The sequence below is a fragment of the Streptomyces sodiiphilus genome (genome assembly GCF_039529215.1).
GTDB classification, from domain to species: Bacteria; Actinomycetota; Actinomycetes; order Streptomycetales; family Streptomycetaceae; genus Streptomyces; species Streptomyces sodiiphilus.
This window is the reverse complement of record NZ_BAAAMJ010000008.1, coordinates 233,951-259,114: the sequence shown is the minus strand read 5'-3', so window position 1 is coordinate 259,114 and position 25,164 is coordinate 233,951. Positions and strand designations below refer to the sequence as shown.

Genomic DNA, 25,164 nt, shown 5'->3' with positions numbered 1-25,164 from the left:
GCCGGACCCGGACCGCCCCGCACGCGGGGCGGTCCGTCACGTCCAGCCGTGCAGCGTCACGCCGGGCTCGCCGCCCAGTGCCCGCGTCAGCATCCGGTCGGTGGACAGCACCGTGTCCTCCGGCAGCGCCGAGGTGTCCACCCAGCACACCTCCGCGTGCTTGCCCGGCTCGGCGTTCACCGGTTCACCGTGCCACCGGTGGAGGGCGAAGACCACGGTCAGGAAGCCGTCGGGGGCCGCGGTGCCGCGGGCGGCGTGCACCACGTGGACCAGCCGCAGATCGGCCGGATCGGCGACCAGGCCGGTCTCCTCGCGCAGCTCGCGCACGGCCGCCGCGGTCACCGGCTCGCCCCGGTCGCACTTGCCGACCGGCAGATCCCACAGGCCGGCACCGAAGGACGCCCCCGGGCCGCGCCGCAGCATCAGCACCCGCCCGGCCTCCCGGTCGTGCACGACGACCGCCGCCACCAGCAGCGTCCTGGCCGCCACGGGCAGCACCGGCTCGGCCGGCCCGGTCACAGTCATGCCGTCACTCTATGTGGCCCCTCCCGGGCGGGCCAGGGCATTTCTGGGCCGGTAGCCGGCCGGGAAGCCGGGTCAGGCCGGAGCGTAGGTCATGCACTCGGCCTGGCCGGCGGGCAGACCCACCGAGATCCCGGAGGCCTGGCACTCCAGGTTGACGTTGTGGCGGCAGCCGGCCATCTTGCACGCCCCCACACGTCCCCCGGACGGGTCGCCGCCCGACATCGACGTGGTGAAGAAGGTGTCGCAGTGGGCGTGCCGGGAGTCCCCCACGGTGATGGCCAGGGCCTGGCAGGAGCCGGCGCTGTTGTAGGCGCACGGCTCGGCCGCGCACTCGGTGACATCGGGCATGTCCATGAGATCCTCCTGGTTTCCGGACGACGGTGCCGCTCCCGGCCGTTCCTCCGCTCCGGCTCACCGCGGGCTCCGGCGCCGGCCGGCCCCGGCGGCAGTACCAGGACACATCTCACCGCAGAACCCCGCAAGTCATCCGCAGCCAGACGATTTCCCTCTAAGGGTGGGGGGCCGTCGGCCATCCGGCGGCCTGCACGGTCACGGGCGGCAGTCGCTGATGAGCGAAGGCAGGTCGGGGCGTCTCATCCGGTGAAGTCTCAAAGGCGGGAGGTGGCGGTGAGGAACGCGGTCCATTGGCCGCGCGGGAAGGTGAGGTGCGGACGTCCGGGGTCCTTGGAGTCCCGGACGTGGACGGCGGCTGCGTCGGCGGCGGTCTCGGCGCATTCGGCGCCTTCGCCGTCGCTGTAGCTGCTCTTGTGCCAGACGAGGTCCGCCGGTGCGCCGTGCAGGGTGGTCATAGCTCTCCCGCCAACTGGTCGATGAACCGTGCCGATTCCTCGGTGTCCAGGGCCTGCATGCGGATGATCCCGTGGCGCTGGGCGTAGACCCGCACCTTCGCCCGGTCGGTGATCACGCCGCTCATCCCCTGCGACTCCGTGTACATGACCATACGCCGTCCCGGGTGTCGAGGAGCGTGATCGAGCCGTAAATCCCGTGGTGCTTCCACCGGGAGGTGGGCATCACCTGGACCGAGACGTTCCGCAGCCCGGACATGCCCCGGATCCAGCGCAACTGTTCCCTCATCACCTCCGCTCCGCCCACCGGCCGGCGCAGGACAGCCTCCTCCAGCACGAAGCCCGTCACCACGGCCCGCTGGCTCTCGAAGATGGCGCGCCGTTCCATCCGGGCCGCCACGCGGTCCTCCACGACCTCGTCGGCCAGCGGTGGGCAGTAGTCCCTCATCAGGGCGCGGGCGTACGCCTCGGTCTGCAGCAGCCCAGGAACCGTGAGGGCCGCGTACGAGTAGAGGCTGACCGCTTCCTTCTCCCACCGGGCGAAGTCACGGAACCGTGCCGGGAACCGGGCCTGGCTCACCTCGTCCTCGACGGCGTCCAAGACCCCGCGGGCGTCGAGGACCCGCTCCGACGCCGCCAGGAACTGTGGTTTCGGTGCCCGCCTGCCACGCTCGACCGACGCCACGAGATCCGCCCCGTAGCCGATGGCCCGTCCGAATTCGGGCTGGGTGAGACCGGCCAGCTCCCTGAGCCGTTTGATCTGCTTTCCCACCGTGCGGAGCACGGGGTCGATACCGGGGCGGTCGTCCGGGTTCAGCCGGTCCGCCACCCATTCCTCCGGATCCGGGTGCCGGGGCTCCGGCGTCGTGTGACGCTCCTCTCCGACCGGCACCTGTCGCTTCTCCGCATCCATGCGCTCTTGCCTTCCGCCGTGTACCTGTTCAACGGCGGTGCCGTCGGCAGGTCACTGCGGACCGTCGGTGCGGCCCGGTACGGCTTCCCGTCGTACCGTCCGGGCCTTCGCCGGCGAGGGCGAACGTCCCAATGTCGTCTCGGGGTCTCCCGGACATGCCGGGAGCCTGAGGGGTTCCGTAATGTGTTCCTCCCCTTTCCGGGTATCCCGAGGGGCGCACGGAAAATGGCGCGGAGGATTCCGTTTGCGCCGGAGGTGGTGGAAAGGGCCCCGCAACCGCACGCCGGGCCGGTTTCCTGGGTGATCCGGGCGGGCATAACCGAGCCGCCGACCGGGCGACAAAGATCACTATGACAGGGAAGTGAGTCATGTCCGTCACCACTGAACAGGAACGCGACGCGATTCCCGGCACATTGTGCCTCGACGCGCCGGAATCCCGGTTACCGCTGGAGAGGGGGAGTGCTCCCGATCTGCCCGAACTCGCAGCAGGCCCGGGCCCGGGCCCTTTCGCCCTCCGCTTCCTCACCCCCGTGGGCGATGCGGGGACCGGCGGTGTCCTTCCGCAGGACATCGGCTACGACGAGATGTCGCAGACCGGGACCTATGAAGGGCTTCCCCCCGGGGTCTTCATGACCAAGAACCCGCCGAAGACCTTCGGCCCCACCGACCCCGGCGGGCAGCTCGACGCCCCGGACGATCCCGGCCCCAGTGACGACTGATGAGCAGCGGAGGAACGGTCCTCGTACTCGCCGGCCGTTTCGATCCGACGGCGGACTTGGTGGTGGAGGAGCTGAACCGGCGAGCCGTCCCGGTGTTCCGGGCCGATCTGGCCGGTTTCCCCCAGGAACTCGTGCTGGACGCGACGATGGGGCCGAGCGGCTGGCGCGGCACTCTCCGAAGCCGTAGCCGGACGCTGTGCCTGGAGGCGGTCCGCTCCGTGTACTACCGGCGCCCCGCCCGCCCACGGGTGGCCGAGGGCATGCCGGGGGCGGCCCGTGCGGTGGCCGCGGCGGAGGCCCGGCGGGGGTTCGGCGGGCTGCTGCTGTCGCTGCCGTGCCGCTGGCTTCCTCCGCCGGGCCCGGCCGCCGACGCCGAGTACAAGCCGCTGCAGTTGCGGCTGGCCGCGGAGGCCGGCCTCAGTGTTCCCCGGACTCTGATCACCAACGACCCGGAAGCGGCTGCCCGGTTCTCCGGCACGCTCGACGGGCCCTTGCTGTACAAGCCGTTCTCCCAGGTGCGCGGAACCGTGGACGGTCGCACCGCCGCCGTGTACGCGAGCCTGGTGCCTCCCGGGATGCTGCCGCATCCGGACATCGGAACGACGGCGCACCTGTTCCAGGAATGGGTGCCCAAGGCGTATGACGTCAGGCTGACCGCCGTCGCGGAAAAGCTGTTCGGAGCAGAAATCCACACCACCTCGGAATCCGGCCACGTGGACTGGCGCAGGGACTACGCCTCGCACACGTACCGGATCTGCACGCCCCCGCCGGAGGTGGTGAGGGGGGTGCACAGGCTGCTCGAACGTCTGGCTCTTCCGTATGGAGCCTTCGACTTCGTGGTGACCCCCGAGGGCTCATGGCGGTTCTTGGAAGTGAACCCCAGCGGTCAGTTCGGGTTCGTGGAACAGGCGACCGGCCTTCCCATCACGGCCGCCATCGCCGACTATCTGGAAGCGGAGAAGTGACGGACATTCTTCAGGACGCGCGGCGGCTGGCAGCCGCGAGGATCGCCCTCACCCGGAGCATCGACCGCGGCAGCGTCGTGCTGTCCTCCCGGCTCGCCGAGGTCTTCCTCAACGTCCCCCGGCACCCGTTTGTCCCGGTCTTCTACCGGCGCGACGGCGAGCGCTTCACTCCCTGGCGGGTGACCGACGGTGATCCGGAGGGCTGGCTGGACCAGGTTTACGCGGACGACTCGCTCATCACCGAGGTGGACGGGCTGCACGCCGAGCAGGCGGGTCCTGAGGGCGTCACGGGGGTCCCCACGTCCTCCTCCACTGCGCCCGGACTGATGGCGGACATGCTGGACGCTCTCGACGTCCGGCCGGGAACGACGGTGCTGGAGATCGGCACCGGTTCCGGTTACAACGCGGCGCTGCTGAGCAGGCTGGCGGGCGATGGGTGCGTCGCCAGCGTCGACCGGTCCGCCGCGCTGGTGGCCCTGGCCCGTGACCGCCTGGCGGCCACCGGGCACACACCCTTCGTGCGGCAGGGCGACGGCGCGGCGGGGCTGCCCGGGCGGGCACCGTACGACCGGATCATCGCCACCTGCTCCGTGCGGCACATCCCTCCCGCGTGGCTGGAACAACTGCTCCCCGGCGGGGTGATGGTCGTTCCGGTCAAGGGCGCACTCGCCGGGGGCCTGGTGGTCAGACTCACCAAGCTGCCCGACGGCACGGCCGCCGGGCACGTCCTGCACACACCTGCCTCCTTCATGCCGCTGGAGTCCGGCCCGCGGCGTAGCGTGCCGGGGCCCGGAGCGGTCCCGTCCACAGCCGTGCGCCGTCGGTCACCGCTGCCCGCGAGTGTCCTGGACGACTGGACGTTCTCCTTCTTCGCCGACATCCGATTCCCGGCCGGCACGGTGCGGGGCCACGGCCGGGACAGTGAGGGACGCCGGGTGACGACCTTGTACGACCCCTCGGACGGTTCCGGCGCGCACATCGCGGAGCCGTCCCGTGGCGGGTCGGAGGTGACCGTCTTCGGGCCTCACGACCTGTGGTCAACGGCCGAGGAGGCCCACGAGGAATGGCTCCGGCTCCACCGTCCGCGCCGCGAGTGGTTCACCATCGAGGCCGCTCCCGGCCGTCAGACGCTCGCCCACACGCCCCCCGGCGGGCCTCCCCGTCACTGGCCGCTGACGGGCTGACCGGCCGTGGACGGGCGGAATCGGCCCTGGGCGCCTTTAATGGGAGTGTGGACGTCATGGTCGCTGCTGCCCGTGCGGCAGCGGGTGGATGACCGGCCGGGGCAGGTCACCCGGGAACGGCTCGGCGGGTGCGGGACATTCCGCCGAGCTGGTGCTGGGTGCTCACTGCGCGGTGCTGACGTGCACGCGACCGGCGCTGGAGCTGCTGGGCGGCACGGCCGGGGAGGTCCGTGGCCGGAACCTCGGACTTCTGTTCGAGGGCACCTCGGTGTGGACGAAGCTGCTGGAAGGGGTGGCCGGTGACTGGCAGGGCAGCATGCGTGCGGTGCTGCGGGACCTGGCGGGCGGCAGGACCACCGTCACGCTGGAGGCCGTCCCGCTCGCGGAGGGCACGGACGCCCGCCTCCTGGTCCGGCTGACCCCCGAGGACGAGGACGGCGCGGACGGGCACGTGGCGCTGGCCGGCGGGGGCGTGCTGGTCACCAACCCCCGCGCGCGTCAGCGACTGGACCTGCTGCACGCCGCGGCGGTGCGCATCGGCGGCTCGCTGGACATCACCGAGAACGCCGAGGATCTCGTGGCCATGCTCGTGCCGGCCTTCGCCGACCTCGGGGCCGTGGACGTCACGGAGAGCGTGCTGGCCGGGGAGGAGCCGGGCGAGTTCACCACGAGCACCCCGCTGCGGCGGATCGCGGTGGCGGCAGCGGACGGCCAGTGGCCCGAGGAGATCTACCAGGTCGGGGACCCCATCCGACTGGGGAACATCGAGGCCCAGCACGTCCGCAGGGGCGAGGCGGCCATTCTGCCCAACCTGGAGCAGCTGCGGGCGATCATGCCGGCCTTCGAGCGGTTCTACAGGATCGTCCCCGAGGCCGCGACGTCCTTCCTCATGATTCCTCTCCTGGCCCGGGGGCTGGTCCTCGGCGGCATCCTGCTGTGGCGCACCGGGGACCGTTCGGGCTTCGAACAGGCCGACGGGACCCTGGCGGAGGAGATCGCCTCCCGGCTGTCGCTCAGCCTGGACAACGCCCGGCGCTACACCCGGGAGCGCCGCACCGCCGAGCGGCTGCAGCGCAGCCTCCTGCCGCGCCCCGTGGTGCGTGTCACGGCGGCGGAGACCTCCGGCACGTATCTGCCGGCGAGTACGGCGGCGGGGACCGGCGGCAGCTGGTACGACGTGATCCGGCTCTCCGGCACCCGTATCGCCTTCGTGGTCGGACGGGTGGCCGGCCGGGGCGTGAATGCCGCGGGCGCGATGGGACGGCTGCGCGCGGCCGTGCAGACGCTGGCCGACCTGGACCCGGCCCCCGACGAACTGCTCGGTCACCTGGATGACCTGGTGGTCCGGTTCGGCGAGGACGAGGCACAGCGCAACCCTCGTTCCGCCGACGCCGCCTCACTGCTCAGCGCCACGTGCCTGTACGCCACCTACGACCCGGTCAGCCGCCAGTGCCTGGTCGCGGCGGCGGGGCACCCCCCGCCCCTGCTGGCGCGCGGGGGTGGCGCGGCCGCCGAGGAGGTGAAGCTCAGCCCCGGCCCTCCGCTGGGCACCGGCGGGGAACCCTTCGAGCCGGTGGAGCTGCTGCTGGAGGCGGGCGATGTGCTGGCCTTCCACAGCGGTGGACGGTTCGGCGGGCACCGGGACGCCGACCGGGATGTGGAGCGCATGTACGGGGCCGCACAGGAGGGCGCCGGCCGGACCGGCCCGCTGAGCGACGTGGGGGAGCGGTGGTCGGCCGAGCTGAGAGAGGGGCCGCGCGAGGAGGACCTGGCACTGCTGCTGGCGCGGGTGGGCGAGGTGCCCCCGGGCCGTACCGTCGCCTGGGAACTGCCCGCGGACCCCGGCGCCGTGGCGGGCAGCAGGTCCCAGGTGTCCGCCCAGCTCGGGGAGTGGGGCCTGGAGCAGATGGTCTTCAGCACGGAGCTGATCGTCAGTGAACTGGTGACCAACGCGGTCCGATACGCCGGAGGCCCCATCGGTCTTCGCCTGACCTGGGACGAGCGCCTGATCTGCGAGGTCTCCGACCCGAGCCAGACGCAGCCGCACCTGCGTCGCGCGCAGCTCTCGGACGAGGGCGGCCGCGGCCTGTTCCTCGTCGCCCAGGTCTCCCACCGCTGGGGCAGCCGCTACACCCCCGGCGGCAAGACCATCTGGACCGAACAGATCGTCGAGGAGCTGTGAGCTCCCGGAACGCCCGCACCCGGTCCGTGACACGGACGCCGTGGGCGGCGTGTGTTGCGGACCGGGTGCGGGGACGGCACGGCGGCCGGGAGAGCCGCGGGCCGGGTGGCGTGACGGAGGGTCAGGCCTTCTTGGTCTCCCAGAAGATCTTGTCGATCTGGGCGATGTAGTCCAGGGCCTTCTGCCCGGTGGCCGGGTCGGTGGACCCCTTCGCGGCGCTGAGGGCCTTGAGGGTGTCGTTCACCAGCTGGTGGAGCTCGGGGTACTTCTCGAAGTGCGGAGGCTTGAAGTAGTCGCTCCACAGCACCGAGACGTGGTGCTTGGCCAGCTCCGCGCGCTCCTCCTTGATGGTGGTGGCGCGGGCCCGGTAGTGCGGGTCCTCGTTGGCCTGGTACTTCTCCTGGATGGCCTTGACGGACTCGGCCTCGATGCGGGCCTGGGCCGGGTCGTAGACGCCGCAGGGCAGGTCGCAGTGTGCGCTGACCTTGACCGTGGGGGCGAACAGGCGGGAAAGCATGGAGCTGTCCTTCCTCGTGATCGTCTTCTCACGTGCGAGATTACTCGGTACGGGACGGCAATTTGCGGTGGACCCGGGTCCCCGGCCGGGCTTGGGCCAAAAGTCCGAGGGCCGGCCGGGCTTCCGGACCGGGACGAGAGGAGACGGCGGTGGGCGGCGGATGAGAGTGGGGCTGGCAGAGGTGTACAACCCGTCGATGCTGCCCACCCTGCGTCCGGGGGACCGGCTGCTGCTGCGGTACGGCGGCCGGGTGCGGCCCGGGGACGTGATCGTGGTGCGGCACCCGTTCCAGCACGACCTGCTGATCGTCAAGCGGGCGGTGGAGCGCCGGCCGGGTGGCTGGTGGGTGCGCGGGGACAACCCGCGGGTGACCAACGACAGCCGGGAGTTCGGTGCGGTGCCGGCGGATCTGGTGATGGCCCGCGCGCTGCTGCGGCTGCGGCCGCTGCCGTCGCGGGGTCAGCGCTCGCCGGTCGCGCTGCTGGGCTGGCTGTCCTCCGCGGTGCGGCCGTTCGGTTCGCGTTCCCGGCGTTTGCGGGCGCGGTAGGCGGCGACGTTCGCCCGGGTCGCGCAGCGGTCGGAGCAGTAGCGCTTGGAACGGTTGGTCGAGGTGTCGATGTAGGCGTTGCGGCAGGGAGCGGCCTCGCAGATGCCCAGCCGGTCCACACCGAGATCGGTGAGCTGGAACGCCAGCCCCATGCAGGCGATGGCGGCGTAGCCGGCCGTGGCGTTGGAGGGGTGCTCGGCCAGGTGCAGGTGCCACCGGGGACGGCCGCTGTCGTCCAGGTGGTCGTGGCCGGAGATCTGCGGGCTGGAGGGGTACTCCAGCAGCAGCGAGTTGAGCAGGTCGACAGCCTGTCGCTCGTTGCCCTCGGAGGCTGCGGTGAAGACCGCGCGCAGCCGGGTCCGGACCCCGCGCAGCCGTGTCACGTCGGCCTCGCCGGCCCGGCGGGCCGCGTGCCGGGCCTCCCCGAAGAGGTCCCGGACGGCTTCGACGGAGTTCAGGGTGTCCCGTGCCCGTCCGGGTTCCTCGGTGTTCACCAGACGCACCGCGAAGTCTGCGTAATAGGTCAGTTCCAATTCTGGTCCTTACGGCCCGGCGTGTATGGTCAGCAGCGTACAAGGTAAGTGGTCCATGCGCATGGCATCTATTACGCGAATCGCCGTCCGGCTGCGCCCGGCATGCCCGCGAGCAGCAGGAGTGGTATCTCCCGGACCCCGCGCTCGACAAGGCCCGCCGGGAGGAGGCGAAGGAGGCCGGGGCGCAGGACTGGACGGACTGGTGGCGCGCCGCCGAGGCGGATCCGGTGCTCGCCGGTCCGGTGCGGGAGCGCTATGCCCTCTTCGGCAATCCGGCCGACGGAGATCACTCCGACGGGCAGGCGCAGTCGCCCGGGTGGCACGCCGGAACGCTGCGGAAGGCCGGTTTCGCGGAGGCCCGGCCGGTGTGGGCGTCGCTCAGTGACGCCGTGGTGCTCGCGCTGCGGTGAGCGCGCGGGCCCGGTGACCGCGTCGGCCGCGCCGTCCCCGCCCGGGAAACGGGCGGGAAGGACGCGGCCGGCACGTGCGGGCGCGAAAGGGCCGGTCAGCGCCGGGCGACGCCCTCGTCGCGGGCGCACTGGGCCACCGCGGCGGCCACCGCCGGGGCGACCCGCTCGTCGAACGGCGAGGGGATGACGCAGGACGGGCTCAGCTCGTCGGCGACCACGGCCGCCAGCGCCTCGGCCGCGGCCAGCTTCATGCCCTCGGTGATCCGGGAGGCCCGGACCTGCAGGGCACCGGAGAAGATCCCGGGGAAGGCCAGCACGTTGTTGATCTGGTTCGGGTAGTCGCTGCGCCCGGTGGCCACCACCGAGGCGTACCGCGAGGCGATCTCGGGGTGGATCTCCGGATCCGGGTTGGCCATGGCGAAGATGAAGGCCTCCGGGGCCATCTTGGCGACGGCTGCCTCCGGGACGGTGCCGCCGCTCACGCCGATGAAGACGTCCGCGCCGTCCAGGGCGGTCTCCAGCGGGCCGCTGAGGCCCGCCGAGTTGGTGAGGCCGGCCAGTTCCCGCTTGACGTCGGTGAGATCGTCGCGGTCCCGGGAGACGATGCCCTTGCGGTCGCACAGGGCGACGTCCCCGATGCCGGCGCCGACCAGGATCTTCGCGATGGCCGCGCCGGCGGCGCCCGCGCCGGAGATGACCGCGCGCAGCTCGCCCAGCTGCCGCCCGGTGAGGCGGGCGGCGTTGCGCAACGCGGCGAGGGTGACCACGGCGGTGCCGTGCTGGTCGTCGTGGAAGACCGGGATGTCCACCCGCTCCTGGAGCTTGCGCTCGATCTCGAAGCAGCGCGGCGCGGAGATGTCCTCCAGGTTGATTCCGCCGAAGGAGGGGGCCAGCCGGGCGATGGTCTCCACGATGTCGTCGGTGTCCCGGCAGTCCAGCGCGATCGGGACCGCGTCCACGCCGGCGAACTGCTTGAAAAGGATCGCCTTGCCCTCCATCACCGGCAGCGACGCCTCCGGGCCGATGTCACCCAGTCCGAGCACCGCGCTGCCGTCCGTGATCACAGCGACGACCTGGGACTTCCAGGTGTAGTCGTGCACGAGTTCCGGCTTCTCGGCGATCGCGCCGCACACCCGGGCGACGCCCGGGGTGTAGGCGAGCGAGAGGTCGTCGGCGTCGCGCACCGGCACGGTGGAGCGGACGGCCATCTTGCCGCCGCGGTGCAGCGCGAACGCCGGATCGAGTCCGGTCGCGGTCAGTTCACTCTGTGGATTGATGATCTCCGATGCCACTGGGTTGACCCCTTTTATTTAAGTCTCTGTGCTCGAGGGTGGCCGTCCCCCGGTCGGGGAACGGGCGGGCACCACGTCCGCGGTCCGTCCGGCGAATGGGGCGCTGTCGGGACCGGTGAGCGAACGCCGGACGCGCCGCACACGCGCCCAGGTCCCCGGGTGAGGGGTGTAACGATCTGTTCTACCGGATGGGACGCCTCTCGCACGAGTGGGTTCGTCATCACATGAGCAGGAGTTGACTCACTCCGAAGGCGCCCATGACCTGGAAAACCGGCAGCTGTTCGGGTCTCGCACGAAGGGCGAGGCGGCTCTGGGTGACACATCTCTCACCCGGATGCCGGGCATGCCGCACTCTCGCCAAGGCCCGCGGCGGGGGAGGCTTTTTCGCACCCCCGGTGTCCGGGGCCCGGTGTCCGTTATCCGATCTTGACGTAGCGATGGGTCCGATGAAATGCACCGGATGGCAGGATGCCCCCCACCGGAAACTGTCCGGCCCGTTCGAACGAATGTGCACAGCTTTCCGGCCACTCCACCACTCAGCAGGAGGACCACGCGATGACCGCCAGCACCACCCGCCGCTCCCGCCTCGCCACGCTCGGGGCCCTCGTCGCCGCCGGTGCGCTGCTGCTGACCGGCTGCGGCTCCGACAACGGGGACAACGGCGGTGACACCGTCGGCGAGGCCGGCGGCTCCGACGCGCCGCTGTGGGACCTGCTCCCCGCGGACATCCAGGAGGCCGGCCGGATCAAGGTCGGCTCGGACATCGACTACGCCCCGATCGAGTTCTACGACGAGAACGACGAGGTGGCCGGCATCGACCCGGACATCGCCGCCGCGATGGGCGAGAAGCTGGGTGTGGAGTTCGTCTTCGAGAACGGCACCTTCGACGGCCTGGTGCTGGGCATGAACTCCGGCCGGCACGACATCATCATGTCCGCCATGACGGACACCGCCGACCGGCAGCGGGGCGCGACCGAGGACGCCGAGGGCGGCGCCGACTTCGTGAACTACTTCCAGGCCGGCTCCGCCATCCTGGTGCAGCAGGGGAACCCCGCGGGCATCAAGACGCTGGAGGACATGTGCGGGCAGACCGTCGCCCTCCAGCGCGGCACCGCCAACGAGGACCTCGCGGTCGCGCAGAACGAGGAGTGCGACGACCCGATCCGGATTCTCGACTTCGAGACCGACTCCGACTCGATCACCCAGCTGCAGCAGGGCCGTGCCGACGCCGTCATCACCGACTACCCGGTCGCCCTGTACAACGCGCTGGAGGCCGGCGGCGGTGACCTCTTCGAGGTCGTGGGCGAGCAGATCGACGCCGCCCCCTACGGCATCGCCGTCCCCAAGGACAACCCGGAGCTGCGCGACGCGCTCCAGGCCGCGGTCCAGGCCATCATCGACGACGGCACCTACGCCGAGGTGCTGGCCAAGTGGGACGCGGAGACCGGTGCCATCGACGAGGCCACCGTCAACGCCGGTGAATGACGTCGTAGCGCAGCCGACCAGTTCAGCAGTCAGACAGAGGTAACGCACCGTGTCCGAGCCACACGAACCCGAGGACCGGACGCCCGGTACGGCCCCCTACGCCGATGACGGCGGGGGGGCCGGCGCCGGAGCGCCGGACCACGACCGCACCGGCATACCGCCGGAGGCCATCAAGGCCGTCCCCGTCCGGCACTACGGCCGCTGGATCGGCGCCGCCGTGGTGCTCGGCGCTCTGGCCATGGTGGTGGTGGCCTTCGTCAACGCCAGGATCCGCTGGGAGGTCGTCGGCGACTACCTCTTCTGGCAGACGGTCATCACGGGGGCGCAGAACACCCTGTGGATCACACTGCTCGCCATGCTCCTGGGCGTGTCGCTGGGCATGCTGCTGGCCGTGATGCGGCTGTCCAGCAACCCCGTGCTGAGCAGCGTGGCGTGGGGGTACATCTGGTTCTTCCGCGGCACCCCGGTGCTGGTCCAGCTCTTCCTCTGGTACAACCTGGCGCTGATCTTCCCGAACTTCAACCTCGGGTTCTACGAAGCGCCGATGAACGACGTCATGACCCCGTTCATGGCCGCGCTCCTCGGACTGGGCCTGAACGAGGCCGCCTACATGGCCGAGATCGGCCGGGCCGGCATCCAGTCGGTGGACCGGGGGCAGACCGAGGCCGCCCAGGCCCTGGGCATGACCGGCAACCGCACCATGCGGCGGATCGTGCTCCCGCAGGCGATGCGGGTGATCATCCCGCCGACCGGCAACGAGTTCATCAACATGCTCAAGACGTCCTCCCTGGCCTACGCCATCCAGTACGGCGAACTGATGCTGGCCGGACAGCGGATCTCCTCGCGCAACCTCGCGGTGATGGAGCTTCTGCTGGTCGTCACCATCTGGTACCTGCTGCTCACCACGGTCTTCAGCATCGGCCAGTACTACCTGGAGCGGTATTACGCCAAGGGCTCGGAGCGTGAGCTGCCGCCCACACCGCTGCAGCGCATCAAGGCGCAGCTGACGTCGTTCCGCACGCCGAGCAAGGTGGGAGACGAACGGGTATGAGCGAGAACCCGACGCAGCCGGGCCCGGGCGCGGGCCCCGGTGACGACCTGATGGTCAAGGCCGAGCAGGTGCACAAGTCCTTCGGTCTCATCCATGTGCTCAAGGGCATCGATCTGGAGGTCCGCCGCGGTGAGGTGTTCTGCCTGGTCGGACCTTCCGGGTCGGGCAAGTCCACCTTTCTGCGGTGCATCAACCACCTGGAGAAGATCAGCGCCGGCCGCCTGTACGTGGACGGCGAGCTGGTCGGCTACCGGCAGCGCGGCGAGCGGCTCTACGAGCTGCGCGAGCGGGAGGTCGCCTTCCAGCGCCGGGACATCGGCATGGTCTTCCAGCGCTTCAACCTCTTCCCGCACATGACGGCCGCCGAGAATGTCATGGAGGCGCCGGTCCAGGTAAAGGGAATCGCCCGGGGCGACGCCCGGCGGATCGCCGAGGCCCTGCTGGAGCGGGTGGGGCTGGCCGACCGGATGAACACCTACCCGGCCCAGCTCTCCGGTGGCCAGCAGCAGCGGGTGGCGATCGCCCGCGCCCTGGCGATGGACCCCAAGCTCATGCTGTTCGACGAGCCCACCTCGGCGCTCGACCCCGAACTGGTCGGCGAGGTGCTGGACGTGATGCGCCAGCTCGCCGAGGACGGCATGACGATGGTCGTGGTCACGCACGAGATGGGCTTCGCCCGGGAGGTCGGCGACTCGCTGGTCTTCATGGACGACGGCGTGGTCGTGGAGTCCGGCCACCCCCGGGACGTCCTCACCGACCCGCAGCACGAGCGCACCAAGGCGTTCTTGTCGAAGGTGCTGTAGGGCGGCACGGGGGCGGTGGCGACCGCATGTCCCGCGAAGGAGTGCCGCGGCCGGGCCGCGGCACTCCTTCGCGTCACAGACAGCGGGCCCACGCCTCCAGCGGCGGGATGTCGGCGTGCGGGTTCAGCTCGCCGGCCTTGGCCCAGCCCCACTTCTGGTAGGCGGCCCGGGCCGCCTCGTTCCCCGGCTCGATGACGGTGATCGCCACGGCCGCGTTGGCGCGGTCCAGCAGCCGGTCCTGGAGCTTGGAGGCCACCCCCTTGTGACGCTGCCGCGGCAGCACCATCAGACCCGCCACCGTGAAGATCTGCCGCGAAGCGGTGAGTTCGTCGATCTCCGTGGGAATGCCCTGGAACTGCTCCCACCACCGGCTGTCGCGGTCCACCCGGAAGCCGTACGCGCAGCCGGCCAGCGTGGGGTCGTTGGCGACCAGCATGTCGAACTCCGGCTGCTGCACGTCCTCGGAGAACCGCTCGATGAACTCCTGCCGGGTCAGAGGCTGCGTGCCGGGGGCGTCCCGGTAGCACTCCGTGTACAGATCGGCGAAATCGTCCCGCTCGGTCTCCGCCTGCCAGCGGCTCAGCCGCCGCAGGAACACATTGCCCATGGGAAAACTCCCCCTGCCCTTCCCGGCGGCGCGCGGCCGTCGGGTACTCGTCCGGATCCGACCCTATAGCGTGACAGCTCACGGGAGGTAAGGGGAACCCGGGACGGCCCCGGAGGGGGCGGAGGACGACTCCGCCGGGCATCCGGTGTCCGGCCCGCATACTTCCCGGCTGCCGTGGTAGTCGCCCACTGGCACCCCTCGGGAGGCATTCCATGCGCAGTACAGACCGACCGTCCGCCGGAGCCCCGACGCGGCACCAGCGGGGAGGCACGCCATGACCGGCTCTCCGCCCCCCGGCTACGGCCGGGACCCCTACGGTCCGCCCGGCCCGGACGACCATGACAGCTACCACGAGTACAGCAGCATCCGCGGTTCCGGTGAAGGTCTTGCGGTCCGCTCCCGGCGGCTGTGGACCGGGGGCCTGATGACCGCTCTGGTCGCCGCCCTGGGCGCGGCGGTGGCCCTGATGCTGGTGCGCGGGGTGCTCGGCATTCCGGTACTCGCCCCCGAACAGCACGGCACCCTGGTCCTGGCCACCACCGGTGCGCTGGCACTGGGGGCGGCCGGTGCCGCCCTGGTGGCGACCGCCGTTCTCCAGCTGCTGCTGATCGCCACGCCGCAGCCGCAGCGGTTCCTGCTGTGGATCGTGGGGCTGGCCACCACGGCCGTGGTGCTGCTGCCGTTCACCGTCTACGCCGAATGGCCGACCCGGATCGGCACGGCCGGGGTCTATCTCGTCATCGGGATCATCATCGGCTCGCTGCTGAGCTCGGTCGGCCGCAGCGCCGCACGCTGAGCGGACCGTCTTCGGGGGAGAAGAGGCTGGTGAGGGCCTTGTGAAGTGTGGGGTGATATTGATCGCTTCCCGGAGAGGCCTCTGGTCCGGCGAACCGACCCGCCGGTAGCTTGAGCCCATGTTTGCTGCCTACGCCGCGCGATTCGACAGTGATCAGCCGCTCAACGGCCTGGAGCTGGGTGAGCGTCCCGAGCCTGATGCCCCGCCGAACTGGACGGTCGTCGACGTCAAGGCGGCCTCGCTCAACCACCACGACATCTGGTCGCTGCGCGGGGTGGGTCTGGGCCAGGAGTCGCTGCCGATGATCCTGGGCTGCGACGCGGCCGGGGTGGACGCCGACGGCAACGAGGTCGTCCTGTACTCGGTCGTCGGGGCAACCGGCCACGGCGTGGGCCCCCGTGAGCGGCCCTCGATCCTCACCGAGAAGTACCAGGGCTGCTTCGCCGAGCGGGTCGCGGTGCCGCAGTGGAACGTGCTGCCCAAGCCGAAGGAGCTCTCCTTCGAGGAGGCGGCCTGCCTGCCCACCGCCTGGCTGACGGCCTACCGGATGCTGTTCACCAACGCCGGTGTCCGGCCGGGCGACAGTGTGCTGGTGCAGGGAGCCGGCGGCGGTGTCGCCACCGCGGCCGTCGTGCTCGGCGCGGCCGCCGGGCTGCGGATGTTCGTCACCAGCCGCGACGAGACCAAGCGTCGCCGGGCCCTGGAGCTGGGCGCGGAGGGCGTTTTCGAGAGCGGTGCGCGGCTGCCGCACCGGGTCGACGCGGTGCTGGAGACCGTGGGAGCCGCCACCTGGTCGCACTCGGTGAAGTCCCTGCGGCCCGGTGGCACGCTGGTGATCTCCGGAGCCACCTCCGGCCCCAACCCGGCCGCCGCCGAACTCACCCGGATCTTCTACCTGGAGCTCAAGGTCGTCGGTTCCACGATGGGCAGCAAGGAGGAGCTGGCGGGGCTGCTCAACTTCTGCGCGGCCAAGGGCATCCGGCCCGTCATCGACTCGGTGCTGCCCCTGGACCGGGCCCGCGAGGGGTTCACCCGGATGGCGGAGGGAGAGCTGTTCGGGAAGATCGTCCTGACGGTCTGAGGCGGCCCCGGCTGCGACGCGTGATGCCGGGGCAACAACCGGGCACAAAATCTTTCGAGACCGTTCCCAGGTTCCGGGTGATCCGGTCATCCTTGGGCATGGCCTTATCACCAACCGAAGCGGGCATCCCGCCGTACCCCGGCATCCCGGATTTCCTGGACACGTTTGACGACTTGGTCAAGGACCCCCTGCGGTCCCCCTCGGCACTGATTCTCCTCGCCGGGGACTCGCCCGGGGGGAACGCCCGGGCGATGCTCGATGGTCTGCGAAGGCGGTGCAGCACTGCCGGCAACAATGCTCTGGCCCCGTGCGCCCTCGCCGAGCTGGGTCCGCCGGGCGAAGGCGATACACCAACCGAAGTGTTCGGCTTGATCGTGCCCGGCCTGCGGGAGATGCCGAGGGACGCGGGCAGGCTGAAACTCCCACAGTACGAGCTGCTGCGGGCAGTGGTCAGGATGAAGCAGCTGCCCTCGGACGCGGAGGACCGCGCGAAAAAGCTGCGCTCCCGCCTGTATGACGAGCGTCCCGGGAAGCGGACCCCCGCACTGGACTTGTCACCGAACGCCGGTCCTCTCTGGGCTACGGTGTGGCGGTCCGGTGTCTGGGCATGGCACAACGGGATCGCCAGGCAGCTGTTCGTCCTTCGGACGAACCGCAGGATGACCGGGAGCCGGGCGTGGTTCTCCGACTGGACCAAGCGGCACACGGGTGACCGTGCCACCTCCGGATTCTTCTCCGAGGCGCAGAAGTTGGCTCCCGGCGGTTCGTGGGCGGAGGACGCCGAGCAGGTCCTGATGCGGGCTCTGCTGGCGGACCTGGACGCGGCGGTGAAGCGCCGGCTGTTCTCTCCCTGGCGGGCTCGCCGTACCCGTTTCGTGATCCTGGTGGGCCCGGTGCAGGGTGAGGCGGAGACGGCCCAGCAGCGCGTCGCCGACTTCGTGCGCCTCTACCGCGCCGCGGTCAAGGACTTGTCCACCAAGGCGACGGTGCTGGTGGCGCTGGTCTCGACGGCGCAGCGGGACGCGCTGAGTGTGCCCAAGGCCGACGGCTTCGCCGCTGCCAAGCGGGTTCTGCGGGAGTCCGCGGGCCGCCAGGGCGGCAACACGGCGGAGGTGGCGCTCGACATTCCCGACCCGGCTCAGGCCGCCGATCGCAGTGTCGAGGAGTACCTTCGTACCAAGCCCAAGATCCAGCCGAAGCAGACCATCGGCCTTGTCCCCGCTCTCATGCTGCGCCTGACCGCGCTGCTGACCTTGCTGGCGCTGCTGGCCGGAGCGGCCTGGTGGGCGGGGGCCCCGCTGCCGGTGATCGGCAAGGGGGCGCCGTGTCCCGACGGGCAGTTCCCCGGCTCCGTCGGACACGACTGCGTCGGGCTCAGCGACGGCGGCAGCTACTTCGCCGGCATGTCGGAGAGCTTCGAGCCGCTGTTCGACGCCATTCATGAGACGAACCGGGAAGTCGAGAAGCTGGCGGCCACCGGAACACCGGTGCGCACCGTGGTGCACTTCGAGCCGTACACCAGCCGCTCCCGCCACCCGGGCGCAGTACAGGGGAGCACGCTCACCGAACTGCGCGGGCTCGCGCTCGCCCACCGGCAGATCTGGGCGGACGTGGCGCACTCCGACCAGGTCGTGGCGCTGCGCGTGGTGCTGGCCAACGCGGGTCCGGAGTTCGTCGACGGGGTGCGGGTCGCGGAGCGGATCGTGGAGTCGGCGCGGGAGGAGCAGATCGTCGGTGTGGTGGGGCTGGGGCAGAGCCGGACCAGTACCTTCCGGGCGATGGAGGTCCTGGACGAGCACGCCATCCCCATGGTCGGGACGACCGCCACCGCGGACGACATGACCCTCGTCTCCTCCCGGTACTACCAGCTCGCGCCGTCCAACGACCGTCAGGCGCGCGCGGCGGTGTCCCTGTTGCGGGACGAGCCGATCGTCGAACGGGGGGACGGGGAGGACCCGGTCCGGGCCAGGGCGGCGGTGGTCGTCCGGGACGAGAACGACGTCTACAGCGCCAATCTCGCCGAACGCTTCGCGCACCATTTCCGGGAGGAGACGGGCGGAGAGGTCGAGATGCTGGACTACCGGCCCGGTTACGGCATCCATGCCGAGGTGCCCTCCGACGAACCCGCCCCGGCTCAGGGGTTCGCCCGGATCGCCGACGCCACCTGCGCCTACCTGTTGAACGAGGAGCCCGACTCGGTTCTCTTCTGGGCGGGGCGCGAGGGTGATCTGATGGGATTCCTCAGCCAGTACTCCCGGATACCCGCCTGCGGTTCGCGGATCACGGTGCTGGGCGGCGACGCGGTCGCCAACGCGCTGAACGCGACGCACCCGGTGCGGCAGTACCCGGGCCTCACGCTGTACTACCTGGCCCACGCGGTGCCCGGCCAGGAACAGCTGTCCCCGCTGGCCGAGGCGTTCGTGCACCAGTACGAGGAGGCATACGACCCCGACGAGGTCTCCGTGCGGCTGGACGCCGGGATGGCCGCGCTCGGCCGGGACGGCCTGTACGTGCTGCGGGAGGCGGCGCACCAGGCGCTCAGCCGCCTGGGGGAAAGCAACTTCGACCACACCAACGCGCTCACGATGCTCGCCGACGGCAACGTCTCCCTCCAGGGCGTCACCGGGGTGCTGGAGTTCGAGGCCGAAGGGCTCCGGATTCCGCGGGACAAGCCCGTCTACATCCTGCGGGCCCGGGTCGACAGGCCCGAGGTGGTGCTGCGCTGCGGGCGGTTCGCGACCAGCGAGGTGTACGAGGTCTGGGGCCGTGAGGGACACCCGTGCCCGCGGGACGAGTGAGGCGGGCGAGCGGCCCCGGCGGCCCCGGCGGACGCGGGGCCCGCCCGCGGAGGGCTCAGCCGCGCGGCGGACGCAGCAGCACGCCCAGCCGCGCCGCCACGGCGGACAGCTCGCGGCGGGCCTCCCGCAGCTGCTCCTGGGTGACGCCGTTGTCCCGGGCGGCGTCCCGCACGCCGTCGCGGAAGGAGTCCAGCAGCCGCTCCAGCTCCCGCGCCGGATCGGGGACGTCCGCCGGCTCGGAGGGGGCGGATGCCCCCACGGTCTCCTCCATGAGCCGGCTCCAGCCGCCCACCTCGTGCGTCAGCCCTTCCAGGCCCTCGCGGACGGCGGCCTGCCAGTCACCGGCGGAGACGTGCGAGCGGACCCGCTCCTGGATGCGCCGCGCGGCCTGCTCGAAGTGGTCGCGGGCCGCCTCCTTGGCCTGCTTGTGCGCCTCCCGTGCCTGCCGGGCCTCCTGCCGGGCACGGCGGCTCTCCTCCTTTGCCCGGCGTGCCTCCTCCTGCCAGGCGGTCTTGTTGCCGGTGCCGCCGCCGGCGGCACGGCCGGTTCCGCGGGTGCGTTCGGCGGCCTGCCGCATCTCCTCGCGCAGGTCGCGGGCGGAGCCGCTGACGTCCTCCCGTATGCCGGCGGCCAGCGCGGCCAGGGAGTCCCGGATCTCGCGCTCCAGCCCGGCGAGCTCCTCGGCCCGCCCGGCCAGCTCGGCCTGCCCGGCGGCCGTCAGCGAGTACACCTTGCGGCCGCCCTCCACGGCGTGCGTCACCAGGCCCTCGGCCTCCAGCTTCGCCAGCCGCGGATAGACGGTTCCGGCGGAGGGCGCGTACAGGCCCTGGAAACGCTCCTCCAGCAGCCGGATCACCTCGTAGCCGTGCCGGGGCGCCTCGCTGAGCAGTTTGAGCAGGTACAGGCGCAGCCGGCCGTGGCCGAAGACGGGGGGCATGTCAGGCGTCCTTCCGCAAAGTGGTGGCCGCCGGCGCCTCGTCGGGGCCGGGCGGCCGGCGCAGTACGGCGACGGAGCCGGAGACCGTGGTGACCTGGACCCGGCCGCGGCCGGCCCCGAGCGTCCCGCCGAGCTTCTTGCCGGCCCACTGGCCGGTCGCCGTCAGCTCGTCGAACGCGGAGGAGACCGTGCCGCCGGCGGTACCGGCCGAGACCACCGCGTCGGCGGGGTCCGGCAGCCGGACGGCCACTTCCCCGGATACGGTGCTCAGCCGCAGGTCGGCGGGGGTGTCGGAGGGGGCGAGATCCAGCATCATGGTGCCGCTCATCGAGTCGGCGCGGACGGACGGGCTGCGGCCGTCGATGACGGTGAGCCCTCCGGAGACGGAGCCGAAGCGCAGTTCGCCGCCCAGCCCCTGTGCCTCCACGTCCCCGGAGACGGTGTCGGCCCGGGCCGGGCCGGTCAGCCCCACCAGGGTGGTGCCCCCGGTGACCCCGCGGACCTCGGTCCGTCCGGAGATGCCGGACACCATGGCCGAGGCACCCACCACCCCGACGGTCAGGCGTACCGAGGCCGGGACGGAGACGGACACCACGGCGCTGCGCTCCCAGCCCTTGCCGTCCAGCCATTTCAGGAAGCCCTGCCAGGGCAGGTCGTCGTATCCGACGGTCAGCCGGCCGTCCTGGTAACGGACGGTGACCGGCGCCCCGTGGACCTCGGTGATCTCCACCCTGGCGGCGGGTGCGCCGCCCGCCTCGCCCGCCGCCGCGGGGGCGTCGGTGCCGACCACGTTCACCGTGCCGTTGACGAGGCGTACGTGGAGCTCGTCGACGGGCCGGCCGTCGAAGTCGAGCGTCCGCGCCTCGTCGACCGCCCATGCGGATTGCTGCGCCACGGGACCTCCCCCGCTCGGGTACGCGTCAGGAATATCGCGTCTGAGGCAACACGATATATCGCGTAAGGGGGAAGTCAAGTGCGGGCGGCCCCGCGACGGGCTCAGGCCTCCTCGTCGTCCTCGTCGTCCAGTCGCGCCAGCCACGTCGCCAGCCGCTCGACGGGGACCTCGAAATCGGGGTTCAGGTCGACGAACACCCGCAGCTGCTCGGAGAGCCAGCCGAAGCTGACCTCCTCGTCGCCGCGCCGGTCCTCCAGCTCTTCGATCCCGCGATCGGTGAAATACACAAACTGCTCCCTGCGCACACAATGGACACACGATCAGGGCTTGCCCGCCTCAGGATATGCATGTCTCCCGGGCGCTCTCGCGCCGGTGTCACCCCGGCGGCTACGCTCGGAGCGCCGGGAGAGGGGACCCGGGGGAGGAGGGGGATGTGAGTGGCACTGTCACCGAGGTGATCCTGCCGGACGGCACCCATGTGTGGGCCCGCGTCACCGAGGAGGAGCCACCGCCCGTGGCCGGCCGGCCCGGTCCCTCCGCGGTACCCGGGGCGCCGCCGCCCGGCGGCGGCTACAGCGACACCGGCCTGGGCGGCCGTACCGCGGCCCGTCTGGAAGGGCTGCGGGAACTGGTCACCGGCGTCGCCGGCTCGCTGGCCGAAGGACTGCGCACCGTCCGCCCCGACGAGGTGAAGGTGACCTTCGGCGTGGAGTTCACGGCCCGGGCCGGCAAGGTCGTCGGACTGCTGGCCGACGGGGAGGGAAAGACGGCCGTCACCGTCACCCTCACCTGGAAGGGCACTCCGCCGGGCGCTCCGGGGCAGGCTGGATGAGAGGGGTGGGCACCGGGGGCGCACGGCCGCCGGACGTGGACCCTTTCGAGACCCTGGCACCCCTTGCCGCCGCCGCGACGGTGCGCATCCATGCCCCGCCGGCCGGGTATGCCCCCGACGGGCCGGACCGGCGGCCCTGGGGCAGTGGCTTCTTCATCGCCCCCAACTGGGCGCTCACCTGCGCCCATGTGGCGCTGGCCGGAGGCGGGGGCGAAGGAGGTGGGCGAGAGGTGGGCCTGAGTTTCGCCGGACACACCGCCCGCGGCCGCGTGGAGTGGGCCCAGCCGCGGGAGAACTCCTCGCCGGGGCCCTGGCCCGCCCCGGACCTGGCGCTCATCCGGCTGCTGGAGCCGGTGCCGCACGCCTGCGTCTGGCTCAGCGAGCGCACCGCCAAGGTCTTCACCCGCAGGGATGTCGCGTTCTTCGGCTGCACCGAGGAGAACGGCCAGGTCCACGACGTCAGCGGCGTGTGCTCGATCCGCGGTGAACTGGGCACCGGCGGCTGGCTCAAGCTCGGCAACGAGGACGAGATCCCCGAGGGCGCCTCCGGAGGCCCGCTGGTCGACCTCGAACGCGGCGAGGTGATCGGGGTGCTCAAGGCCCGCCGGTCCTCCGGCCGGGACGGCGGGCTCGCCGTCTCCGTGGTCCAGCTGCGCCGGCTGCCGTCCCCCCGGGGGCCCGTCGCCGCGGGCCGCGACGACCTCTACCAGCGGGTCGTGCACGCCCACGACCAGTACCACGCGGACCGTCACCGCGACGACCACACGCTCGACACCACCTGGACCGATGCCCAGAGCGAGCTGGGAGCCGGAGCCGGCCGCGCGCTGACCCCCGGCCAGCGCACCGAACTCCTGGGTCTGCTGGCCGAACTGCCTCCCCCGGTCAGCACCAAACGGCTGGACGAACTGCTCACGGTGCTCAGCGGGCGCCCGCACGACGGCAGGCTGCCGGCGCCGCGCGGCTGGCGGGACGGTCTGGGACAGCTCTACGGACTCCGGCAGGGCCACCCCGAACTGGAGGCGCTGCTGCGGTACGCCGTCCACGCGGCCACCGCCGAGCGGCCGTTCCCGGCACCGGAGGACGCCGAGCGCCGGCTGTGGGACTGGGTCGCCAGGACCGCCGCGGCCGCAGATCTGCCGCGTTCGTTCCGCGCCACCCTGGCCGACGAGCGGGCCGCGCGGCTCCGCGAGCGCGGCACCCGGGGCGAGGGGGCGCCGCCGCGGCCGCCGGCGGAGACCGGCCGCGCCCGGGCCGCCCCGGGCGCGCTCACCGAACCGTTCGTGCTGCTGGAGATCACCCGGCGCGGCTGGGAGCCGGAGGGCTACGACTGGCGGGTGTGCGTGGGGCAGCCCGAGGGCGAACTCGGCTCCGTCGACGAGGACCTGGGGGCGAAGACCTCGGACGGGCCGCCGGAGCGGCTGCGGGCCGCGCTGGCAGAGGCCTTCCGGCGCGCGGACGAACCCGAGCACCAGGCTCCCCTGCAGGCCGCGCTGCCCTGCGCGCTGCTGGACTTCCCCGTCGACGAGTGGCGGCTCACCCCCGACGGCCCCCCGCTGGGCACCCAACGGCCCGTCGTGGTGCGCCCCTCGGAGCCGCACGCCACCGGGGAGGACGAGCCCGGCGCCCTCGGCGGCGGGCTGCAGGAGCTGTTGCGTCACCGCTGGGAGCGCGCGCACGCGGGGCCGCTGGAGGCCGCGGTGCTCGACTGCGCGGACCACCGCCCGCACCAGGTGCCCGGGCCCGCGGACCTCCGCGCCCGGCGGGCCGGTGTGCTGCCCGTGCTGTGCCGCACCGAGGGGTCGGGTGCCGAACCCGGAGCGCTGTGCCGCGTGGTGGCCGGTGGTCACCCGGTGGTGCTGTGGCGGCGCGAGACGCTGGACCGAGGCACCACCTGCGCGGAGTTCCACCGCGGGGTGCACGGCACGGTGACGGACGCCCGGGGCGCGGGCCTGCTGCCCGGCGCGCTGTGGCGGCTGCGCGCCGCCGTCGGCGACGGCACTCCCGAGGCCTACTGGTCCAAGGGGCTCGCCCTGCTGTACGACGATCCGGCGGGGTCGCCGGCGGGTACGGACGATCCCCTGGAAGCGCCCTGACAGACGGGCTCTTCACCCCGGATCCCGTCCCCCGGCGGCCGGTACCCGGTACCGTCGGGTTCCCCGCCCGGCCCTGCCCCGATGCAACGGACGCACGAGCGACGAGGAGCACGCAGTGGCTGTCCCCGAGCACGACCCCGGCCCTCCGGAGAGCGGCACCCCCGGCGAGCGGGCGGAACGCGAGTGGCTCATCTACCGGGGTGCGGGCGAGCCGCACGACGGCATCCGCAGGCTGCCCGAGCCGCCGCCCTGGCGCGACTTCGACGGCGGCCCGCTGGTGGCGCCCGGTCCGGACATCGACAGCGCCTCCGCCCGCCGGCTGGGCAGCTACCGGTACCTCGCCGAGATGCACCGTCCCGGCGCGGAGGAACTGGAGCTCATCAACGCGGCCCTGTACCTGCGGCGTCCGCTGCTGGTCACCGGAAGTCCCGGCACCGGCAAGAGCACCCTGGCGCACGCCGTGGCCTACGAACTGGGCCTGGGCCGGGTCCTGCGCTGGCCGGTCGTCAGCCGGACCACCCTGGGCGACGGCCTCTACCGCTACGACGCGCTCGCCCGCCTCCAGGACACCCAGATCGCGGCCGGCAGCCGGGCAGCCGGTGCCCCCGGCGCCCCGGTGCCCGGCGGCATCGGCAGCTACCTGCGCCTGGGGCCGCTGGGCACCGCGCTGCTGCCCACCGCGACCCCCCGGGTGCTGCTCGTGGACGAACTGGACAAGAGCGACATCGACCTCCCCAACGACCTGCTGAACGTGCTGGACGAGGGTGAGTTCGCGATCCCCGAGCTGGAGCGCGTCGCCGACCGCGAGCCCGAGGTGGATGTCCTCGACGACGACGGCGCCAAGGTGACCGTCCGGGACGGCCGGATCCGCTGCCGGGCCTTCCCGTTCGTGGTGATGACGAGCAACAGCGAACGCGACTTCCCGGCACCGCTGCTGCGCCGCTGCGTCCACCTGGAGCTGGGCAGGCCCGGCCACGAACGGCTGGCCACCGTCGTCAGGGCCCACCTCGGGGACGAACTGGCCCGCATGGGCGACGACCTCATCGCGCGGTTCCTGGAGCGCTCGCGCAGCGAGCAACTGGCCACCGACCAGCTGCTGAACGCCATCTACCTCACCCACCACGCCGCCCCGCCGACCCGGGACCGGCTGGCGGACCTCCTGATCCAGCGCCTGGACCGGCCGAGGTAGGCGG

Annotated in this window: 25 protein-coding genes and 1 pseudogene; 15 read left to right on the top strand and 11 right to left on the bottom strand. The window is 72.0% G+C overall.

Going from position 1 to position 25,164, the window contains the following annotated elements; translation table 11 throughout:
• Positions 1–36: 36 nt before the first annotated feature.
• The 4 genes and pseudogenes from ABD299_RS04440 to ABD299_RS04420 all read right to left on the bottom strand — a co-directional run bounded on the left by ABD299_RS04440 (position 37) and on the right by ABD299_RS04420 (position 2,244).
• A complete protein-coding gene (locus ABD299_RS04440; RefSeq protein WP_344258973.1) occupies positions 37–525 on the bottom strand; it encodes an NUDIX domain-containing protein in 489 nt (162 codons plus the stop codon).
• 72 nt (positions 526–597) lie between these two features.
• Positions 598–879 carry a DUF1540 domain-containing protein gene (locus tag ABD299_RS04435; protein WP_344258971.1) on the bottom strand — a complete coding sequence of 94 codons (282 nt, stop codon included), beginning with the start codon at positions 877–879 and terminating at the stop codon, positions 598–600.
• A 254-nt stretch (positions 880–1,133) separates the two neighbouring features.
• Positions 1,134–1,334, bottom strand: a complete 201-nt coding sequence (locus ABD299_RS04430; protein ID WP_344258969.1) for a DUF397 domain-containing protein — start codon at positions 1,332–1,334, stop codon at positions 1,134–1,136.
• Positions 1,331–2,244, bottom strand: a pseudogene (locus ABD299_RS04420) (helix-turn-helix domain-containing protein). Before ABD299_RS04420 ends, ABD299_RS04430 begins: the two are co-directional and overlap by 4 nt.
• Before the next feature lie 368 nt (positions 2,245–2,612).
• On the opposite strand from ABD299_RS04420, the gene ABD299_RS04415 reads away from it, so the two are divergent.
• The 4 genes from ABD299_RS04415 (at position 2,613) to ABD299_RS04400 (ending at position 7,294) form a co-directional block, all read left to right on the top strand.
• Positions 2,613–2,963, top strand: a complete 351-nt coding sequence (locus tag ABD299_RS04415) for a hypothetical protein (protein WP_344258966.1) — start codon at positions 2,613–2,615, stop codon at positions 2,961–2,963.
• Entirely contained in the window at positions 2,963–3,928 is a 966-nt protein-coding gene (gene tgmB, locus ABD299_RS04410; RefSeq protein ID WP_344258965.1) for an ATP-grasp ribosomal peptide maturase, read from the top strand. Before ABD299_RS04415 ends, tgmB begins: the two co-directional genes overlap by 1 nt.
• A complete protein-coding gene (locus ABD299_RS04405) occupies positions 3,925–5,112 on the top strand; it encodes a methyltransferase domain-containing protein (protein ID WP_344258964.1) in 1,188 nt (395 codons plus the stop codon). Before tgmB ends, ABD299_RS04405 begins: the two co-directional genes overlap by 4 nt.
• A gap of 88 nt (positions 5,113–5,200) precedes the next feature.
• The gene (locus tag ABD299_RS04400; protein WP_344258963.1) at positions 5,201–7,294 is read left to right on the top strand and encodes an ATP-binding SpoIIE family protein phosphatase; all 2,094 of its coding nucleotides are present in this window, start codon (positions 5,201–5,203) and stop codon (positions 7,292–7,294) included.
• A 121-nt stretch (positions 7,295–7,415) separates the two neighbouring features.
• On the opposite strand, the gene sodN is transcribed toward ABD299_RS04400, so the two are convergent.
• The gene (sodN, locus tag ABD299_RS04395; protein ID WP_344258962.1) at positions 7,416–7,811 is read right to left on the bottom strand and encodes a superoxide dismutase, Ni; all 396 of its coding nucleotides are present in this window, start codon (positions 7,809–7,811) and stop codon (positions 7,416–7,418) included.
• 160 nt (positions 7,812–7,971) lie between these two features.
• Here sodN and sodX point away from each other — a divergent pair, with 160 nt between their 5' ends.
• Positions 7,972–8,358 (top strand): nickel-type superoxide dismutase maturation protease, encoded by a 387-nt coding sequence (gene sodX, locus ABD299_RS04390; RefSeq protein ID WP_344258961.1) that lies wholly within the window; start codon positions 7,972–7,974, stop codon positions 8,356–8,358.
• Here sodX and ABD299_RS04385 read toward each other — a convergent pair.
• Positions 8,271–8,891: a CGNR zinc finger domain-containing protein gene (locus tag ABD299_RS04385; RefSeq protein ID WP_344258960.1), complete on the bottom strand. Its 621-nt coding sequence runs from the start codon at positions 8,889–8,891 to the stop codon at positions 8,271–8,273. The genes sodX and ABD299_RS04385 overlap by 88 nt on opposite strands.
• 227 nt (positions 8,892–9,118) lie before the next feature.
• Here ABD299_RS04385 and ABD299_RS04380 point away from each other — a divergent pair, with 227 nt between their 5' ends.
• Entirely contained in the window at positions 9,119–9,301 is a 183-nt protein-coding gene (locus ABD299_RS04380) for a hypothetical protein (RefSeq protein WP_425581247.1), read from the top strand.
• A gap of 95 nt (positions 9,302–9,396) precedes the next feature.
• Here ABD299_RS04380 and ABD299_RS04375 read toward each other — a convergent pair whose 3' ends face one another.
• Entirely contained in the window at positions 9,397–10,593 is a 1,197-nt protein-coding gene (locus tag ABD299_RS04375) for an NAD(P)-dependent malic enzyme (protein WP_344258959.1), read from the bottom strand.
• 555 nt (positions 10,594–11,148) lie between these two features.
• On the opposite strand from ABD299_RS04375, the gene ABD299_RS04370 reads away from it, so the two are divergent.
• From ABD299_RS04370 to ABD299_RS04360, 3 genes are read left to right on the top strand one after another with little or no spacing between them, the layout of a single operon-like run.
• Positions 11,149–12,078 carry an ABC transporter substrate-binding protein gene (locus tag ABD299_RS04370; protein WP_344258957.1) on the top strand — a complete coding sequence of 310 codons (930 nt, stop codon included), beginning with the start codon at positions 11,149–11,151 and terminating at the stop codon, positions 12,076–12,078.
• 49 nt (positions 12,079–12,127) lie between these two features.
• A complete protein-coding gene (locus ABD299_RS04365) occupies positions 12,128–13,129 on the top strand; it encodes an amino acid ABC transporter permease (protein ID WP_425581246.1) in 1,002 nt (333 codons plus the stop codon).
• Between the two features lie 50 nt (positions 13,130–13,179).
• Positions 13,180–13,932, top strand: a complete 753-nt coding sequence (locus ABD299_RS04360) for an amino acid ABC transporter ATP-binding protein (protein ID WP_344259033.1) — start codon at positions 13,180–13,182, stop codon at positions 13,930–13,932.
• Positions 13,933–14,005: 73 nt separating this feature from the next.
• Here ABD299_RS04360 and ABD299_RS04355 read toward each other — a convergent pair whose 3' ends face one another.
• Positions 14,006–14,539, bottom strand: a complete 534-nt coding sequence (locus ABD299_RS04355; protein ID WP_344258956.1) for a GNAT family N-acetyltransferase — start codon at positions 14,537–14,539, stop codon at positions 14,006–14,008.
• 274 nt (positions 14,540–14,813) lie between these two features.
• On the opposite strand from ABD299_RS04355, the gene ABD299_RS04350 reads away from it, so the two are divergent.
• From ABD299_RS04350 to ABD299_RS04340, 3 genes are all read left to right on the top strand, one after another.
• Positions 14,814–15,335: a DUF6069 family protein gene (locus ABD299_RS04350; RefSeq protein WP_344258955.1), complete on the top strand. Its 522-nt coding sequence runs from the start codon at positions 14,814–14,816 to the stop codon at positions 15,333–15,335.
• 118 nt (positions 15,336–15,453) lie between these two features.
• A complete protein-coding gene (locus ABD299_RS04345; protein WP_344258954.1) occupies positions 15,454–16,416 on the top strand; it encodes a zinc-binding dehydrogenase in 963 nt (320 codons plus the stop codon).
• Between the two features lie 359 nt (positions 16,417–16,775).
• Positions 16,776–19,214, top strand: a complete 2,439-nt coding sequence (locus tag ABD299_RS04340) for a type 1 periplasmic-binding domain-containing protein (protein ID WP_344258953.1) — start codon at positions 16,776–16,778, stop codon at positions 19,212–19,214.
• Between the two features lie 55 nt (positions 19,215–19,269).
• Here ABD299_RS04340 and ABD299_RS04335 read toward each other — a convergent pair whose 3' ends face one another.
• From ABD299_RS04335 to ABD299_RS04325, 3 genes are all read right to left on the bottom strand, one after another.
• A complete protein-coding gene (locus ABD299_RS04335; RefSeq protein ID WP_344258952.1) occupies positions 19,270–20,151 on the bottom strand; it encodes a PadR family transcriptional regulator in 882 nt (293 codons plus the stop codon).
• A 1-nt stretch (position 20,152) separates the two neighbouring features.
• A complete protein-coding gene (locus ABD299_RS04330; protein WP_344258951.1) occupies positions 20,153–21,046 on the bottom strand; it encodes a DUF4097 family beta strand repeat-containing protein in 894 nt (297 codons plus the stop codon).
• A gap of 101 nt (positions 21,047–21,147) precedes the next feature.
• Positions 21,148–21,333, bottom strand: coding sequence for a DUF6104 family protein (locus tag ABD299_RS04325; RefSeq protein ID WP_344258950.1), 186 nt, complete (start codon positions 21,331–21,333; stop codon positions 21,148–21,150).
• Between the two features lie 146 nt (positions 21,334–21,479).
• On the opposite strand from ABD299_RS04325, the gene ABD299_RS04320 reads away from it, so the two are divergent.
• The 3 genes from ABD299_RS04320 (at position 21,480) to ABD299_RS04310 (ending at position 25,160) form a co-directional block, all read left to right on the top strand.
• On the top strand, positions 21,480–21,878 hold the full coding sequence (locus ABD299_RS04320) for a CU044_2847 family protein (RefSeq protein WP_344258949.1): 399 nt from the start codon (positions 21,480–21,482) through the stop codon (positions 21,876–21,878).
• A gap of 35 nt (positions 21,879–21,913) precedes the next feature.
• Positions 21,914–23,971, top strand: coding sequence for a VMAP-C domain-containing protein (locus ABD299_RS04315; RefSeq protein WP_344258948.1), 2,058 nt, complete (start codon positions 21,914–21,916; stop codon positions 23,969–23,971).
• A 190-nt stretch (positions 23,972–24,161) separates the two neighbouring features.
• Complete coding sequence (locus tag ABD299_RS04310) at positions 24,162–25,160, top strand: AAA family ATPase (protein ID WP_344259032.1); 999 nt, start codon at positions 24,162–24,164, stop codon at positions 25,158–25,160.
• Positions 25,161–25,164 lie beyond the last annotated feature (4 nt).